The 13,865-nt window shown below is 51.2% G+C and carries 14 protein-coding genes and 1 tRNA gene; 5 read left to right on the forward strand and 10 right to left on the reverse strand.

The window, feature by feature from the left end; all coding sequences use genetic code 11:
- Positions 1-368: 368 nt before the first annotated feature.
- Positions 369-2,876 (forward strand): TonB-dependent receptor, encoded by a 2,508-nt coding sequence (locus tag LVJ88_RS00940; protein WP_085418049.1) that lies wholly within the window; start codon positions 369-371, stop codon positions 2,874-2,876.
- A 318-nt stretch (positions 2,877-3,194) separates the two neighbouring features.
- Here the strand turns inward: LVJ88_RS00940 and LVJ88_RS00945 are convergent, their stop codons facing one another.
- Both LVJ88_RS00945 and LVJ88_RS00950 read right to left on the reverse strand, forming a co-directional pair.
- Complete coding sequence (locus tag LVJ88_RS00945; protein ID WP_085418048.1) at positions 3,195-4,160, reverse strand: DUF4349 domain-containing protein; 966 nt, start codon at positions 4,158-4,160, stop codon at positions 3,195-3,197.
- A gap of 49 nt (positions 4,161-4,209) precedes the next feature.
- Complete coding sequence (locus LVJ88_RS00950) at positions 4,210-4,788, reverse strand: gamma carbonic anhydrase family protein (protein ID WP_085418047.1); 579 nt, start codon at positions 4,786-4,788, stop codon at positions 4,210-4,212.
- A 222-nt stretch (positions 4,789-5,010) separates the two neighbouring features.
- Between LVJ88_RS00950 and LVJ88_RS00955 the strand changes: the two genes are divergently transcribed.
- From LVJ88_RS00955 to pyrH, 4 genes are all read left to right on the forward strand, one after another.
- Positions 5,011-5,235 carry a hypothetical protein gene (locus LVJ88_RS00955; RefSeq protein ID WP_085418046.1) on the forward strand — a complete coding sequence of 75 codons (225 nt, stop codon included), beginning with the start codon at positions 5,011-5,013 and terminating at the stop codon, positions 5,233-5,235.
- Positions 5,236-5,379: 144 nt separating this feature from the next.
- Complete coding sequence (gene rpsB, locus LVJ88_RS00960) at positions 5,380-6,105, forward strand: 30S ribosomal protein S2 (RefSeq protein ID WP_054600431.1); 726 nt, start codon at positions 5,380-5,382, stop codon at positions 6,103-6,105.
- 142 nt (positions 6,106-6,247) lie between these two features.
- The gene (gene tsf / locus LVJ88_RS00965) at positions 6,248-7,102 is read left to right on the forward strand and encodes a translation elongation factor Ts (RefSeq protein ID WP_054600430.1); all 855 of its coding nucleotides are present in this window, start codon (positions 6,248-6,250) and stop codon (positions 7,100-7,102) included.
- A 275-nt stretch (positions 7,103-7,377) separates the two neighbouring features.
- Positions 7,378-8,097 (forward strand): UMP kinase, encoded by a 720-nt coding sequence (pyrH, locus tag LVJ88_RS00970; protein WP_054600429.1) that lies wholly within the window; start codon positions 7,378-7,380, stop codon positions 8,095-8,097.
- Positions 8,098-8,169: 72 nt separating this feature from the next.
- Here pyrH and LVJ88_RS00975 read toward each other — a convergent pair whose 3' ends face one another.
- The 8 genes from LVJ88_RS00975 to mgtE all read right to left on the reverse strand — a co-directional run bounded on the left by LVJ88_RS00975 (position 8,170) and on the right by mgtE (position 13,839).
- On the reverse strand, positions 8,170-8,658 hold the full coding sequence (locus LVJ88_RS00975; RefSeq protein WP_054600428.1) for a TlpA disulfide reductase family protein: 489 nt from the start codon (positions 8,656-8,658) through the stop codon (positions 8,170-8,172).
- Positions 8,655-9,044, reverse strand: coding sequence for an acyl-CoA thioesterase (locus LVJ88_RS00980; protein WP_054600427.1), 390 nt, complete (start codon positions 9,042-9,044; stop codon positions 8,655-8,657). Before LVJ88_RS00980 ends, LVJ88_RS00975 begins: the two co-directional genes overlap by 4 nt.
- A 4-nt stretch (positions 9,045-9,048) precedes the next feature.
- Complete coding sequence (locus LVJ88_RS00985; RefSeq protein WP_085418044.1) at positions 9,049-9,408, reverse strand: VacJ; 360 nt, start codon at positions 9,406-9,408, stop codon at positions 9,049-9,051.
- Positions 9,409-9,586: 178 nt separating this feature from the next.
- Positions 9,587-10,057 carry a 23S rRNA (pseudouridine(1915)-N(3))-methyltransferase RlmH gene (gene rlmH / locus LVJ88_RS00990; protein ID WP_054600425.1) on the reverse strand — a complete coding sequence of 157 codons (471 nt, stop codon included), beginning with the start codon at positions 10,055-10,057 and terminating at the stop codon, positions 9,587-9,589.
- Between the two features lie 80 nt (positions 10,058-10,137).
- Positions 10,138-10,353 (reverse strand): SlyX family protein, encoded by a 216-nt coding sequence (locus LVJ88_RS00995; RefSeq protein WP_054600424.1) that lies wholly within the window; start codon positions 10,351-10,353, stop codon positions 10,138-10,140.
- On the reverse strand, positions 10,353-11,699 hold the full coding sequence (locus LVJ88_RS01000) for a Na+/H+ antiporter family protein (RefSeq protein ID WP_054600423.1): 1,347 nt from the start codon (positions 11,697-11,699) through the stop codon (positions 10,353-10,355). Before LVJ88_RS01000 ends, LVJ88_RS00995 begins: the two co-directional genes overlap by 1 nt.
- A 528-nt stretch (positions 11,700-12,227) precedes the next feature.
- A tRNA-Met gene (locus LVJ88_RS01005) sits at positions 12,228-12,304 on the reverse strand.
- A 98-nt stretch (positions 12,305-12,402) separates the two neighbouring features.
- Positions 12,403-13,839, reverse strand: a complete 1,437-nt coding sequence (mgtE, locus tag LVJ88_RS01010; protein WP_085356687.1) for a magnesium transporter — start codon at positions 13,837-13,839, stop codon at positions 12,403-12,405.
- Between the last annotated feature and the right edge of the window lie 26 nt (positions 13,840-13,865).

Genomic DNA, 13,865 nt, shown 5'->3' on the forward strand with positions numbered 1-13,865 from the left:
TTTCAAAATTATTAAAATCAATAGGATAAAGCTTGAATATGGCTGCAACGTATTTTTCAGACGGCCTTTGCAGCAGGATAACAAGCCATAGTACCGTGCTTGGCGGTTTCCGACAAGCGCGAAAGCCGATGCCGCCCGCCCAAAGCCTTGATGCGGCAATGAGGCGCACAGGCACAGAGCATCAAAGAACATCATTGGATAGCACGGTACATTGCCGATTGCGGCAAACGAGTGGGAAAGAAGGTTTTGATTTGTTATTTACGGATTAAAATCAGTAATTAATAATTAACATAAAGTAAAGATATTGCTATTTGAGTAAACAAAACTTAAAATAAATTGTTACCATATAACATTTCAAATAGTAAACCATGAAATATTCTAATTTTGCCATCTCCCCTCTGCTGCTGATATTAAGCACGCAAGTATGGGCGGAAGTTGAGACGGAACACAAACAAAACTTGGAAGAGGTAACGGTTGTCGGCAAACGCCAGCCGACGGCACAGCCGTTTACCGGCAACCGAAAAGCGAGCGATATGCTGATCAGCGGCGAAAAGCTCAAGAGCCGCTCGGCCACTTTGGGTAATGCTTTGGCCGGAGAGCTGGGCATTCACAGCAATCCTTTCGGCGGCGGGGCGAGTGCGCCGGTTATCCGCGGTCAGGAAGGCGTGCGGGTGAAGATTCTGCAAAACGGTTCGGATGTCGTCGATATGTCTTCACTCTCGCCCGACCATGCGGTAGCGGCCGATACGCTGCTGGCGCAAAGGGTGGAAGTATTGCGCGGCACGTCTACGCTGGCTTATGCCGCGGCATCCCCCGCCGGTGTGGTGAATATTGCCGATAAACGCATTCCGACTTCGGTGCCCGAAAAAGGTTACGAAGGCGAAACTGCCGTCCGCTTCGATACGGCGGCCAAAGAAAAAGCGGCAACCGCAGCCGTTACGTTCGGCTTGGGCGACAATATTGCCGTTCATGCAGAAGGGCTGACACGCCATTCCGACAATTACCGCGTTCGGGGAATCAATTTGGGCGAAACGCTGAAATATGTGCCGGACACCCATAACAAATCACATGTCGGCACGCTCGGGTTGTCTTGGGTGGGCAGCAAAGGGCATTTGGGTGCGTCATACACTTACCGCAAAGACCGCTACGGCCTGCCCGGGCACAACCATATGCTCGACCGTTGCAGCGGCCACATTTTCGACGTAACCACCGCATCGCCGATTGCACGCACTTATCTTTTGCCTTACCCGCATCTGATGGCTGACGAAGATGTTAACGATTCGCACCATTTCCATTGCGACAGCGAACATAACCAAAACAAAAAACACAGCCACGACAACGTGTACGGGCATAAACACGACCACAGCGGACCCGGCCCGTGGGTGGATATGAATGTGAAACGCTACGAATTGGCCGGCGAATGGAAACAGCCTTTTGCCGGTTTGAGTAAAATCAAGTTCTCAAGCGTGTACAGCAATTATTATCACGACGAGAAAAACGACGGTAAAGTCTATATCAGCCCCGACGACCCCGAAGACTACAAAAAGCGCAAGCTGAGAGACGGCATGGAGCAACAAGGCAAGCCCGATGCCATATTTGCCAACAGGGGCCTGAATACCCGCTTGGAGTTTTTCCACACCCCGATTGCCGGTTTCAACGGTATGGCCGGCATCCAATACCAAACCCAGAAAAGCAGCGCCCGCCGCGTCGCACCGCCTTTGAAACACGGCGAGCGATACATCAACGAGCGTAATCCGTTGGTAGAAAACACCAACAAACAGCTCAGCCTGTTTGCTTTGGAACAATACCGTATCGGTAATGTTCTGTTGGAAGGCGGCGTGCGTTGGGAGAAACAGCGCATTCCCATCCGTTACGATCAAGAACTGCTTGCGCGTTACGTTAAGCCCGGCACGCAGCAGCCCGATTTGAGCGCTTATTCGGAAAAAGCCTTTTCTTATTCGGGCGGCCTGCTGTGGGATTTCGCGCCTTACTACCGCTTATCGCTCACCGCGTCCCACAACGAACGACTGCCTACGCCGATGGAGCTGTATTATCACGGCAAACACTTGGCGACCAACTCATTTGAGTTCGGCAACAAGGGTTTGAGAAAAGAGCGTTCCAACAATGTTGAAATCGGCTTGAGTTACAGCGGCGAGAAATGGGACTATAAAATCAGTGCCTACCGCAACCGCTTTAAAAACTTCATCCATGCCGAAAACCTGCACCGCAGCGGCAATTTGTTTGTACGCCGTTATATCCAGTCGCAGGCACGTTTCCACGGCTTGGAAGGAGAAATCGGCTATCAATTTACCCCGCGGCATAAATTCACCGTGTTCGGCGACATCGTGCGGGGCAAACTGTTCGGCCTGCCGATTCTCTACGGCGACAAAATTTACCGCGAATACACCTGTGTGGATGAAGACGGTTTGGAAGATACCTGTTTCGATGTTGTCGGACGCGAAACGGCACAGCGGCCCGACCGTTACGCACCGCGCGTACCGCCCGCACGCTTAGGTTTCAGATTGAACAGCGAATTCAACGAAAAATGGTCAACCTCGCTTGAATACACCCGCGTTTTCAATCAAAACCGCACCGCCGTTTCGGAGTTTCCGCGCAAATTTGACGACGATGAATTGGAAGAAAACGGCGCAAAACAAAGGCTCTATACCATCCCTGTATTGGAAGACCCCACCCGCGGCTACCATCTGTTGAATGCGGGCATCGCCTACCGCAACCGCGTAGGCAAAACGGAATATAAAGTGTCTTTGGATATGAACAACCTGCTCAACCAAAAGGTATATATCCACAATTCGCACTTGCCGTATGTGCCTCAACCGGGAAGAAACTTTATTTTCGGTGTGAACGTGAAGTTCTAAACAGGCCGGTTTGAACCCTTAGGCCGTCTGAAAACTGATTGCGGAAAAGCACAGGTTTCAGACGGCCTTTTTTGGTTTGTGAGCAGATTGTTGGGTTACGATATATGGGATAGATGATATGTCTGTATCCGCTGTGCTATATAGTTAATCCGCTTCATTTTTAGAGCTTATCTCGTACAAACCCAAAAATGAAGCGCATTGACCATATTGCATTTTGAACCGCAGCCCCATCCGAGGATTTAGCAAAAATATCAGGCCGTCTGAAAAACAGTTTTTCAGACGGCCTGTGTTTCATAATGCATACGCCAACGCGTGTTTTCAATCTTGATTGTTGTTGTCGTTGTTTTCTTTGCCGGCGATATGCTGACGCCAAAAGCGTCTTCCAAACCAGACAAGTGCGATCAGCAGCCAAAGCGGCCATGCTGCCATCGTAATCAGCAGTATGTATTGAAACAGATACCAGCCTTTTTCCAGCATCGGCAGGATTTGTGCAAAAAACGGCGGTTCAGATTGCTTGGCCAAAGCTTCGGGGTTCGGTCTGCTGCGGCGGATAACCGTTTCGGGCTGGTTGAAGTGAAGCTGTATGGTGGCGAAGTCAACTTTGTCCTGCCAATAAGCCTTTTCCAGCTCGGCGTATTCTTGTTGGGCTTTGGCGTCAAACTGCCAACGGGTTACTTGCGCCGAATCTTTTTTGTCGGAAGGTTCTTCAGACTGCTTCACATCGGCCAATTGGTCGGCAAGCTGCTGTTGGCGCAGCGCTTCGAGTGCTTGCCGGCGCAAATCCAAGCTTACGTCTTCGGCTGAAAAATGCTGGTTGTTCAAAAATGTAATGTGTGCCTGCAAATCGCGAAGAAATTCGGAAGCATGGTCGGTGGGAATCCGCACCACTAAATCGGCGCGGTAGGTATAGCGGCTGATTTCAAGCAGCGTGCCGTCGGTTTGCGGAAAAGAATCGGTGCTGCGGATGTCGGCATTAATTGTATTGGTTGCAACAAAACCGCCGTGCTTGGCAGTAAGCGTTTCTATATCGGCCGCCGTTTTGCGCGTGTCGGTAGTTTGGAAATCAATATTGGCGGTTACGGCAAGCTGCCTGCCTTCTATTTTTTGATCGACCACCGCGCTCGGTGTCAATTTGGCGGCTTGTTTGTCGGAAGACTGTTCCGCCACGGCGGCTGCGGGAGCCGGAGCTTCTGCTTCGGAAGCGTTACGGCTGCCGTTGTCGCCGCAGGCGGTCAGCAGCAGCGAACCCAACAATGAAATATAGGCAATGCGGCGAGTGTTCATGTTGATACCTTTGTGATGAAACCAGTGAAATAAAGTACGTTTTGATTGTTTATTTATTGGGAGCAGCGGAGGGCGCGTTTTCAGACGGCATCTCTGCCAAAGTTTTCTTATGGTTGGCGGCCACGCGCATATAGTGCTGCGCCGAATACACCAAAAACGCTTTTTCGTCGTCCGTGAGCGGGCGCACCTGTTTAACGGGAGAGCCTACATACAAAAAACCGCTTTCCAACCGCTTGCGCGGCGGCACCAAACTGCCGGCACCGATCATCACGTCGTCTTCAATTACCACATCATCGAGAATCACCGTATTCATGCCCACCAGCACACGGTTGCCGATAGTGCAGCCGTGCAGCATCACTTTGTGGCCGATGGTTACGTCTTCGCCGATAACCAGCGGCGAACCGTCGGGCTTGGCCGCCGTTTTGTGCGAAACGTGCAGCATGCTCAAATCCTGAACATTGCTGCGCGCGCCGATGGTAATGCTGTTCACATCGCCGCGCAGCACCGCAAACGGCCACACCGATACGTCTTGCGCCAGCGAAACCTCCCCGATCACGGCAGAAACCGGGTCGATATAGCAGCTTTCATCAATGTGCGGAACATGCTCCAGATAAGGGCGGATATTCATATCGTTCTCCTCGACGGGTAAGTGTTTTCAGACGGCCTGAAGGCTTGTTGATGGGTATTGTAGCCGAACATCGCGCATCTTAGCCCAAACAGGCCGTCTGAAAACATTGCACGGCCAAACGGCAGCAAAGCGGGTGCGTTCGGATGATCCGACTTGGCCGCAAACGGCCCGATTCAGGATAAAATAATCAGCCCCGCATTCAGATGAGATTAAAGGATTATCATGTGGTACATCATCGCCATCGGTTATCTATTCGTGGCCGTTTTATTTTCTGCCGCCCAGCCCACCATTGCCCGCGCCTTGATTTATCTCGTGTTTTGGGCGGTGCTGCCCAGCCTGTTTACCTTTTGGGTGGTTAAAACGCGGCGGCGGAACAAATTGATGAAAATACAGGAAAAACAGCATAAAACCGCAAAAACGGATAAGCACTTTTCAGACGGCCTTTAATCTTATATAATTCCGCAGTTTCCGTTTCGGCGGAATCTTTTTTATTTTATTTTTACCAACGCCCGCACCCCGCGCGAAAGGGTGCCTGCCCTAAAGCAGGTTCTATGCGACAGGGTGTATGCTTTAACCCTTTAAAGGATCATTATGTCTCAAGTTACTATGCGCCAGATGCTCGAAGCAGGCGTTCACTTCGGCCACCAAACCCGTTACTGGAACCCGAAAATGGAACAATACATTTTCGGCGCGCGCAACAAAATCCATATCGTAAACCTGGAAAAAACCCTGCCGCTGTTCCAAGAAGCGCAAGAAGCCGTACGCCGTCTGGTTGCAAACAAAGGTACCGTATTGTTTGTAGGTACCAAACGCCAAGCCCGCGACATCATCCGCGAAGAAGCTACTCGTGCCGGTATGCCTTTCGTTGATTACCGTTGGTTGGGCGGCATGCTGACCAACTACAAAACCGTTAAGCAATCCATCAAACGCCTCGAAGAAAAAACCGCGGCTTTGGAAAATGCCAACGAAAGCGGTTACAGCAAAAAAGAAATCTTGGAAATGCAACGCGAAGTTGAAAAACTGGAGCGTTCGCTGGGCGGTATCAAAAACATGAAAGGCTTGCCCGACGCAATTTTCGTGATCGACACCGGCTACCAAAAAGGTACTTTGGTTGAAGCTGAAAAACTGGGCATCCCCGTGATTGCCGTAGTGGATACCAACAACAGCCCCGACGGCGTGAAATACGTTATCCCCGGTAACGACGACTCTGCAAAAGCAATCCGTTTGTACTGCCGCGGTATGGCAGATGCCGTATTGGAAGGCAAAAACCAAGCCATCCAAGAAACCGTAGCCGCTGCCCAAGCCGCTGCCGAATAAGGCTTTTCAAAAAGGGGGCTTTATGCCCCTTTTCTCGAAACAGGCCGTCTGAAAACGCATCAAATACTACCTTTTCAGACGGCCTCACCAAGATTCACAAGCACCACAAACCGTGCTTGTCCCAATTTCTAGGAGATTCAAAATGGCAGAAATTACTGCAAAAATGGTTGCCGACCTGCGTGCCGCTACCGGTCTGGGCATGATGGAGTGCAAAAAAGCACTGGTTGAAGCCGAAGGCAACATCGAAAAAGCCGAAGAAATCCTGCGCATCAAATCAGGTGCCAAAGCCGGTAAATTGGCCGGCCGTACCGCTGCCGAAGGCGTATTGGCTTACGCTATCGAAGGCAACGTAGGCGCTTTGGTTGAAGTAAACTGCGAAACCGACTTCGTAGCAAAAGATGCCGGCTTTGTAGAATTTGCCAACTTTGTTGCCAAAACCGCCGTTGCCAAAAAACCGGCTACTGTGGAAGAGTTGAGCGGGCTGGTTGAAGAAGAGCGCAAAGCCATCATCGCCAAACTGGGCGAAAACATGTCTGTACGCCGTTTCCAAGTGATCGAAACCGCTAACAGCCTGACTGCCTACATCCACGGTGCTTTGGCTACCGAAGGCGTATTGGTTGAATTCAAAGGCGCCGAAGACGTTGCCCGCAAAGTAGGTATGCACATCGTTGCCGCCAAACCCCAATGCGTGTCTGAGGCTGAAGTAGACGCGGAAACCGTTGAAAAAGAACGCCGCATTTACACCCAACAAGCCATCGAATCAGGCAAACCTGCCGAAATCGCCGAAAAAATGGTTGAAGGCCGTATCAAAAAATTCTTGGCCGAAGTTACCCTGAACGGCCAAGCATTCGTGATGAACCCTGACCAAACCGTAGCCCAATTCCTGAAAGAAAACGGCGCGGAAGTTATCAGCTTCGTACGTTACAAAGTAGGCGACGGTATCGAAAAAGCCGTTGTAGACTACGCTGCCGAAGTAGCTGCTGCTGCGAAAGTATAAGGCTTATGAAAAACAAAGCACTCAGATTCTTATCGAATCGGGGTGCTTTTTTTTGAGGACATTTTTCAGACGGCCTGCCGTTTATAGCAAAAAAAACCGCAGGCCGCAACGTTGGCAACGGGCGGAAAACAAACCATCCGAGATTTGACTTAGTGCTTTGAAAAGCCCTGAAAAACGCACTACAATCAGTGCAGTATCCGTTCCCCGAAACATGATAGGCCGTCTGAAACGGTTTCAGACGGCCTCCCCGCAACCCGAAGAAAGCAAGGTATCCCATGACACAGCAAACCAAATACAAACGCGTTTTATTAAAACTTTCCGGCGAAGCCCTGATGGGTAAAGACGCTTTCGGTATCAACCGCGACACCATTATGCAGATTGTCGGGCAGGTAAAAGAAGTCGTGGACATGGGCGTGCAGGTTGCCGTGGTGATTGGCGGCGGCAATATCTTCCGCGGGGTAGCCACCCAAGCCCAAGGTATGGATCGCGCCACCGCCGACTACATGGGTATGATGGCTACCGTGATGAACGCGCTGGCCTTGAAAGATGCTTTCGAATCGCTGGGCATCAAAGCCCGTGTGCAATCCGCCTTGAGCATGCAGCAGATTGCCGAAACCTACGCCCGCCCCAAAGCCATCCAATATTTGGAAGAAGGCAAAGTGGTGATTTTCGCCGCCGGCACAGGCAACCCTTTCTTCACCACCGACACAGCGGCTTCTTTGCGCGGTGCGGAAATGAACTGCGACATCATGCTCAAAGCCACCAATGTTGACGGCGTTTATACCGCAGATCCTAAAAAAGATCCGTCGGCCACCCGCTATCAAACCATTACTTTCGACGAAGCCATCAATAAAAACCTGCGCGTGATGGACGCCACCGCTTTCGCTCTGTGTCGTGAGCAGAAGCTGAATATCGTTGTATTCGGTATTGCCAAAGACGGCGCATTAAAGCGCGTTATTGCCGGAGAAGATGAAGGCACATTGGTGCATTGTTGATTTTATTCCAGTAATCAAGGCCGTCTGAAAATTCAGACGGCCTTTCTTTTGGACGGATTTATGTGGACGGATTTATTTCGCCAATTCTTGATCAATTTCTTGATATAAATCGGAAAAATTCGGCTCTCCTACAAAGGTTTTCAACAGTTCGCCTTTTTTGTTCACAAAAAACGAGGTAGGCGCAACTTGAACGCCGAACGCCTTGCCTGTTTTTCCGTCGGCATCATACATCACGGCAAAGGGCAGCTTGCGTTCTTCGGCATAATTCACCACGCTCTCAATCGGGTCGTAAGGCAGGGAAATGGCGATAATTTGGAAATCTTTGCCTTGATAATCTTGCGCGGTTTTAATCAGTTTCGGCATTTCGCTCACACAACCCGGGCAGGAAGGATACCAGAAATTAATCAGGGTAACTTTGCCCTGTAAATCTGCATTACTGATGGTCCGGCCTTGTAAATCGGGTAGAGAGAAGGCGGTAACGGGTTGGTTTTTCGGCCATAAAACAAAAGCAAGTAAAGCGGCTATGGCCACGGCAGCAAAAATGGGAAAGATTTTTTTCATGATGGTATGTGTTGGGAAAGAGAAGTGGATAATTCTGAAGGTAAATCGGTTGCCCGGCCGTTCGGGCCGACGGGCACTAAAGTGATTTCCGCTTCGGCAACGGTTTTTCCGGTATCGGCGCGCACAATGGTTTGGGTGAGCACAACCTGACGCGCCGCAACGGTATCAACGCGGGTATGGATGTTCAACTGCTGTCCTTCTTGTGCGGCGCGACGGTATTGTATGTTGATGCGTACCACCACCATCATCAAACCGTCGAGCCGGTTCAACAGGTTATGTTGCTCAAAAAACGCCCAGCGCGCTTCTTCGAGAAATTCGAGATAGCGCGCGTTGTTGACATGGCCGTAACCGTCTAAGTGGTAGCTTCGTACCCGTATAACGGTCATGGTATCAATTCAGGGTGATGGGTTGGAAAATTTCACGCCCCAACGGTTTTTGTTCCAAATCGGTTACCACGGTAGAAAGTTGGATATCGAACCATTCGTTGAAAATATCGGCATCCAAATCGGGCCAAAGGCTTTCGTCTTCACACCAATCGGCCAGTTCGGCTGCAAAAATCTGCTCGAAGCGGGTTTCTATCTCGTCCCACACCTCATCTGCGGTTTCGCAAGGGCGAACCAGATAGGAGTTGGCATCCGACTGCAAATCTTCCAGCGTGATATCCATAGGGGTTTCGGGCAGCGATTGCAGCCAATTCCAAAACGGCTCCAACGGGATCAGTAAAAATACGCTGCGGTTTACTTCATACATGGCTGTGCTCCTGCGGGTAATGGTAGAAATGATATAGCAAAGATATGGGAAAATCTATACGGCTTACCCGAGGCCGTCTGAAAACGTTCAGACGGCCTCGGGCTATTCGTAAACCATCATTGACCAAATCATGCTTTGCATCGGATACCGAGCTGAAATCCGGCGCTATGGTTTTGAATCATTCGCGATGGTAAGGATGGTTGTGCAAAATCGACACGGCGCGGTAAAGCTGTTCGGTAAGCAGCACGCGCACCATGCCGTGCGGCAAGGTGAGGCTGGATAGGCGCAGCATCAGCCGTGCCTGCTGTTTGAGGCGGTCGGTCATGCCGTCCGCCCCGCCGATCACGAAGCAGACGTGTTCGCCGTTTTGCTGCCAGTTTTTCAGGTGCTCCGCCAATTCGATCGAAGTGGGCGCTTTGCCGCGCTCGTCCAATACCACCAAAAATGCGCCTTGCGGCACCGCTTCGAGAATGCGTTTTTCTTCCGCCGCCATGCCCTGCGCGGCATTCACGCCTGCGCCACGTTTTTCGGGCTTGATTTCTTTGAGGGTGTAGTTCACGTCGCGCCCGAAACGTTTGGCGTATTCGTTTACGGCTTCGTCCACCCAGCGCGGCATTTTGGTGCCGACGGCTAAAACGGTAATATTCATGGCTCTTTCTCTTGCGGAAAATCCGCTGTGATAATGATGAGGCCGTCTGAAACGGTTTTCAGACGGCCTCATCATTAAGGTTAATAATGCGGCGGTATCTCATCGAGCAGGCTGTACGGCTCGCCGTTGCCGCTGCTTTTTTCCTGCATCCGCTGATACAGCAAGCGCAACTGCCCTTGCTGTAAATCAAGCGTTTGCTGCATCTTGGCAATGGTGTCGTTCAGGCTGGCAATCAGGTCTTCCTGTAAGGCCGTCTGAATTTCCAGCTCGGTAACGCGTGCTTCCAAATCATTCATTACAACACCATCGCGGCAATCCAGCCGGAAACCATCAGCGGCAGGTTATAGTGCAGGAAGGTGGGAATCACCGTATCGCGCACATGGTCGTGCTGGCCGTCCACATTCAAACCGGCGGTGGGGCCTAAAGTGGAATCGGAAGCGGGCGAACCGGCATCGCCCAATGCGCCCGCCGTGCCGATCAAAGCCAAAGTAGCCATCGGCGAGAACCCCATGCTGATACACAAAGGCACATAAATGGTGGCGATAATCGGCAAGGTGGAAAAAGAGCTGCCGATGCCCATCGTAACCAGCAAACCCACCAACAGCATCACAAAAGCCGCCATGCCTTTGTTGCCGGCAAACATTTCGGCTGAAGTCTTAACCAACGGCTCAATCTGGCCGGTGGCTTTCATCACTTCGGCAAAACCTTGTGCCGCAATCATGATAAAGCCGATCATCGCCATCATTTTCACGCCGTCGTTAAACACCGTATCCGCTTCGCCCCAGCGCACCACGCCCGCCGCCATAAACACGGCGAAACCGACCATCGCGCCCAGCAGCAGCGACCCCGCCCACAACTGCACCACAAAAGAAATCACAATTGCCAGCAAAGCCACCATGCTGCGGTAGGTGGAAATTTTCGGCTGCACGGCTGCCTGATGATTCGCTTCCACATCTACCGATGTATTTTGGTAAGCACGCGGACGGCGGTAGCTGACGAACACCGCAACCAACAAGCCCGCAATCATGCCCAATGCGGGAATGGTCATCGCTTGAACCACATTGATATTGTCAACATTCAAACCGGCTTTATTGATGTTGCCGACCAAAATCTGTTTCAAGAAAATTTCGCCGAAACCCACCGGCAGCCACATATAAGTGGTAACCAAACCGAAAGTCATCACACAGGCCAGCAAGCGGCGGTCGAGCTGAATGCGGTTGAATACCAGCAGCAGCGGCGGAATAATCAGCGGAATAAACGCAATATGAATGGGAATCAGGTTTTGGCTCATCACGCTCATAGCCAGCAAGGCCAGCAGCAGCCCCCATTTAACTACATTCACGTTGCCCGGCACATTGTCGCGCACGCGGCTGTTGTCTAAGCGGCGGATAACGGCATTGGCCAGCGTTTGCGGCAAACCCGAATGGGCGATGGCCACGGCAAACGCACCCAGCATGGCGTAGGAAAGCGCAATCTGCGCACCGTTGGCCAAACCGGTTTGAAACACTTCCATGGTTTTCGTTAATCCCAACCCGCCGGCCAAACCGCCCGCCAAAGCCCCGAGCAGCAGGCTCAGCACCACATGCACCCGCGCCAGCGACAAGATCAGCATCACGGCAACGGCAATTACAACGGCATTCATATTTTCATTCCCTTTGTATCTTTCAGACGGCCTCATATACCGTCAACCAGCATACTCAACCATTTTCTTGAGTGTGGAAAACCCATGGTTCGAAAAGAGGCAAACTCCCGGTTTCTTTTTCCTGTCTTCGGTTATATTCGGGGTAAAACCCATTAAACTAAACTTCAAACAAAAACCGGCCTGTTTGCTCCCGCTTAAGTTATGCCGCCAGTTGGTGCGCGACACGGCCAAAACCATGAAAACAAAACACATGATTTTACTCGCCATTAAGCAAGTTTACAAACATAGCCGGCAGCTGTTGTATCTTTAATCTAATCTGTGTAGCGCATAACATAAGACCTTTGTAAAAAACGGACATATTTGTTACCGCTGTGCTGCTGTGCCTTGAATTGTGCCGCAGGCGGTGCGGCAAAGCTCTTATCATGGCATTTATTGATGAATTTTTGAATAAAGCAGCAACTATTGATATCTGCTTGTTAAAAGAAAAATAAAAAAGCACTTTCGAAAGAAAGTGCTTTTTTAAGAATTTGGTTGCGGGGGCAGGATTCGAACCTACGACCTTCGGGTTATGAGCCCGACGAGCTACCATGCTGCTCCACCCCGCGGCAGATTTGTAATTATATGGATGCTATATATTGTTGTCAACAGTTATCAACACTTTTTTCTGCGTAAGGCTGAAATATTGTGTTGCCGACCGCATCCGCTACATCAAAAATAACGTAGCCAATCCCAAGAAAATCAGAAAACCGCCGGAATCGGTAACCGCAGTAATCAACACCGAACTGCCCAGCGCGGGGTCGCGTCCTGCTTTTTCCATCGCAACGGGAATCAGCACGCCGACAGTCGCCGCCAGCAGCAGGTTAAGCGTCATTGCGGCAATCATCACTAAACCGATGCCGAAATTATCGTACAGCAGCCACGACACCACGCCCATTACCGTACCCCAAATCAAACCGTTTACCAAAGCCACACCCACTTCTTTTTTCAACAGCCGCCCGGCTTGCAGGCCGGAAAGCTGCCCCATTGCCATTGCCCGAACGATCATGGTAATGGTTTGGTTGCCGGAGTTGCCGCCGATACCGGCCACAATCGGCATCAACGCGGCAAGGGCGACAATTTTTTCGATGCTGCCTTCAAAGGCACCGATTACGCGGCTGGCAACGAATGCGGTACATAAATTGATGGCAAGCCACATCCAGCGGTTTTTTACCGAATCCCAAATCGGTGCAAACAGGTCTTCTTCCTCTTGCAAACCGGCCATGTTCAACATATCGGCTTCGGTTTCTTCGCGGATTACGTCCACCATTTCATCGATGGTAATGCGGCCGATCAGCTTTTTGTTGCCGTCCACAACGGGGGCGGTTACCAAGTCGTAACGCTCAAACGCCTGCGCCGCTTCTTCCACATTGTCTTCCGGGCGGAAGCGCACCACATCGGTGGCCATCACATTTTCCACCAACTCTTCGGGGTCGGCCACCAGCAGTTTGCGGATGGGCAGCACGCCTTGTAATACGTCGTCGTGGTCAACCACGAAAATTTTATCGGTGTGGTCGGGCAGGCTTTCAAAACGGCGCAGATAACGCAACACCACTTCGCAAGCGACATCGGCACGGATGCTTACCAGCTCGAAGTCCATAATCGCGCCGACTTGGTCGTCTTCATACGACATTGCCGCCTGAACTTGCGCACGCTCTTCGGCATCACGGGTTTGCAGGGCTTCATACACCACTTGGTGCGGCAGGTCGCCGGCCAGCTCGGCCAACTCGTCTGCATCCAAATCGTCTACCGCCGCCAGCAGCTCCTCGTTATCCATCGACTCGATCAGCGTTTCGCGAACGGCATCGGATACTTCCAGCAAAACTTCGCCGTCTTCCTCGGGCGCGGCCAAATGCCATACCAGCGTACGTTCTTTGGGCGGCAACGATTCCAGTACATTGGCCACGTCTGCCGGATGCAGATCATGCAATACGTTGATTAATTCGGCCAGTTTGGTGTTGAGTTCAACATCTTCGATAACCCCGCCTTCTTCGATTTGCGAAGAAAAAGGCAGCAAGGCTTCGGAAAGCTCGTGAATGCGCTCGATATCAAGCGGCAAACGCTCTAATTCGGTTTGAGTCGGTGTTTCTTGCTCGATGCTCATAAATACTCCGCCCGCCTGTATTGCGG

The organism is Neisseria dumasiana (assembly GCF_022870885.1).
Classification (GTDB): domain Bacteria; phylum Pseudomonadota; class Gammaproteobacteria; order Burkholderiales; family Neisseriaceae; genus Neisseria; species Neisseria dumasiana.

Coding starts and splice junctions, on each gene's coding strand:
- rpsB (WP_054600431.1), top strand. CDS start 5,380: ATGTCTCAAGTTACTATGCGCCAGATGCTCGAAGCAGGCGTTCACTTC.
- LVJ88_RS00980 (WP_054600427.1), bottom strand. CDS start 9,044: ATGACCGTTATACGGGTACGAAGCTACCACTTAGACGGTTACGGCCAT.
- pyrH (WP_054600429.1), top strand. CDS start 7,378: ATGACACAGCAAACCAAATACAAACGCGTTTTATTAAAACTTTCCGGC.
- LVJ88_RS00950 (WP_085418047.1), bottom strand. CDS start 4,788: ATGAATATCCGCCCTTATCTGGAGCATGTTCCGCACATTGATGAAAGC.
- LVJ88_RS00985 (WP_085418044.1), bottom strand. CDS start 9,408: ATGTATGAAGTAAACCGCAGCGTATTTTTACTGATCCCGTTGGAGCCG.
- LVJ88_RS00995 (WP_054600424.1), bottom strand. CDS start 10,353: ATGAATGATTTGGAAGCACGCGTTACCGAGCTGGAAATTCAGACGGCC.
- LVJ88_RS00940 (WP_085418049.1), top strand. CDS start 369: ATGAAATATTCTAATTTTGCCATCTCCCCTCTGCTGCTGATATTAAGC.
- rlmH (WP_054600425.1), bottom strand. CDS start 10,057: ATGAATATTACCGTTTTAGCCGTCGGCACCAAAATGCCGCGCTGGGTG.
- LVJ88_RS00945 (WP_085418048.1), bottom strand. CDS start 4,160: ATGAACACTCGCCGCATTGCCTATATTTCATTGTTGGGTTCGCTGCTG.
- tsf (WP_054600430.1), top strand. CDS start 6,248: ATGGCAGAAATTACTGCAAAAATGGTTGCCGACCTGCGTGCCGCTACC.
- LVJ88_RS01000 (WP_054600423.1), bottom strand. CDS start 11,699: ATGAATGCCGTTGTAATTGCCGTTGCCGTGATGCTGATCTTGTCGCTG.
- mgtE (WP_085356687.1), bottom strand. CDS start 13,839: ATGAGCATCGAGCAAGAAACACCGACTCAAACCGAATTAGAGCGTTTG.
- LVJ88_RS00955 (WP_085418046.1), top strand. CDS start 5,011: ATGTGGTACATCATCGCCATCGGTTATCTATTCGTGGCCGTTTTATTT.
- LVJ88_RS00975 (WP_054600428.1), bottom strand. CDS start 8,658: ATGAAAAAAATCTTTCCCATTTTTGCTGCCGTGGCCATAGCCGCTTTA.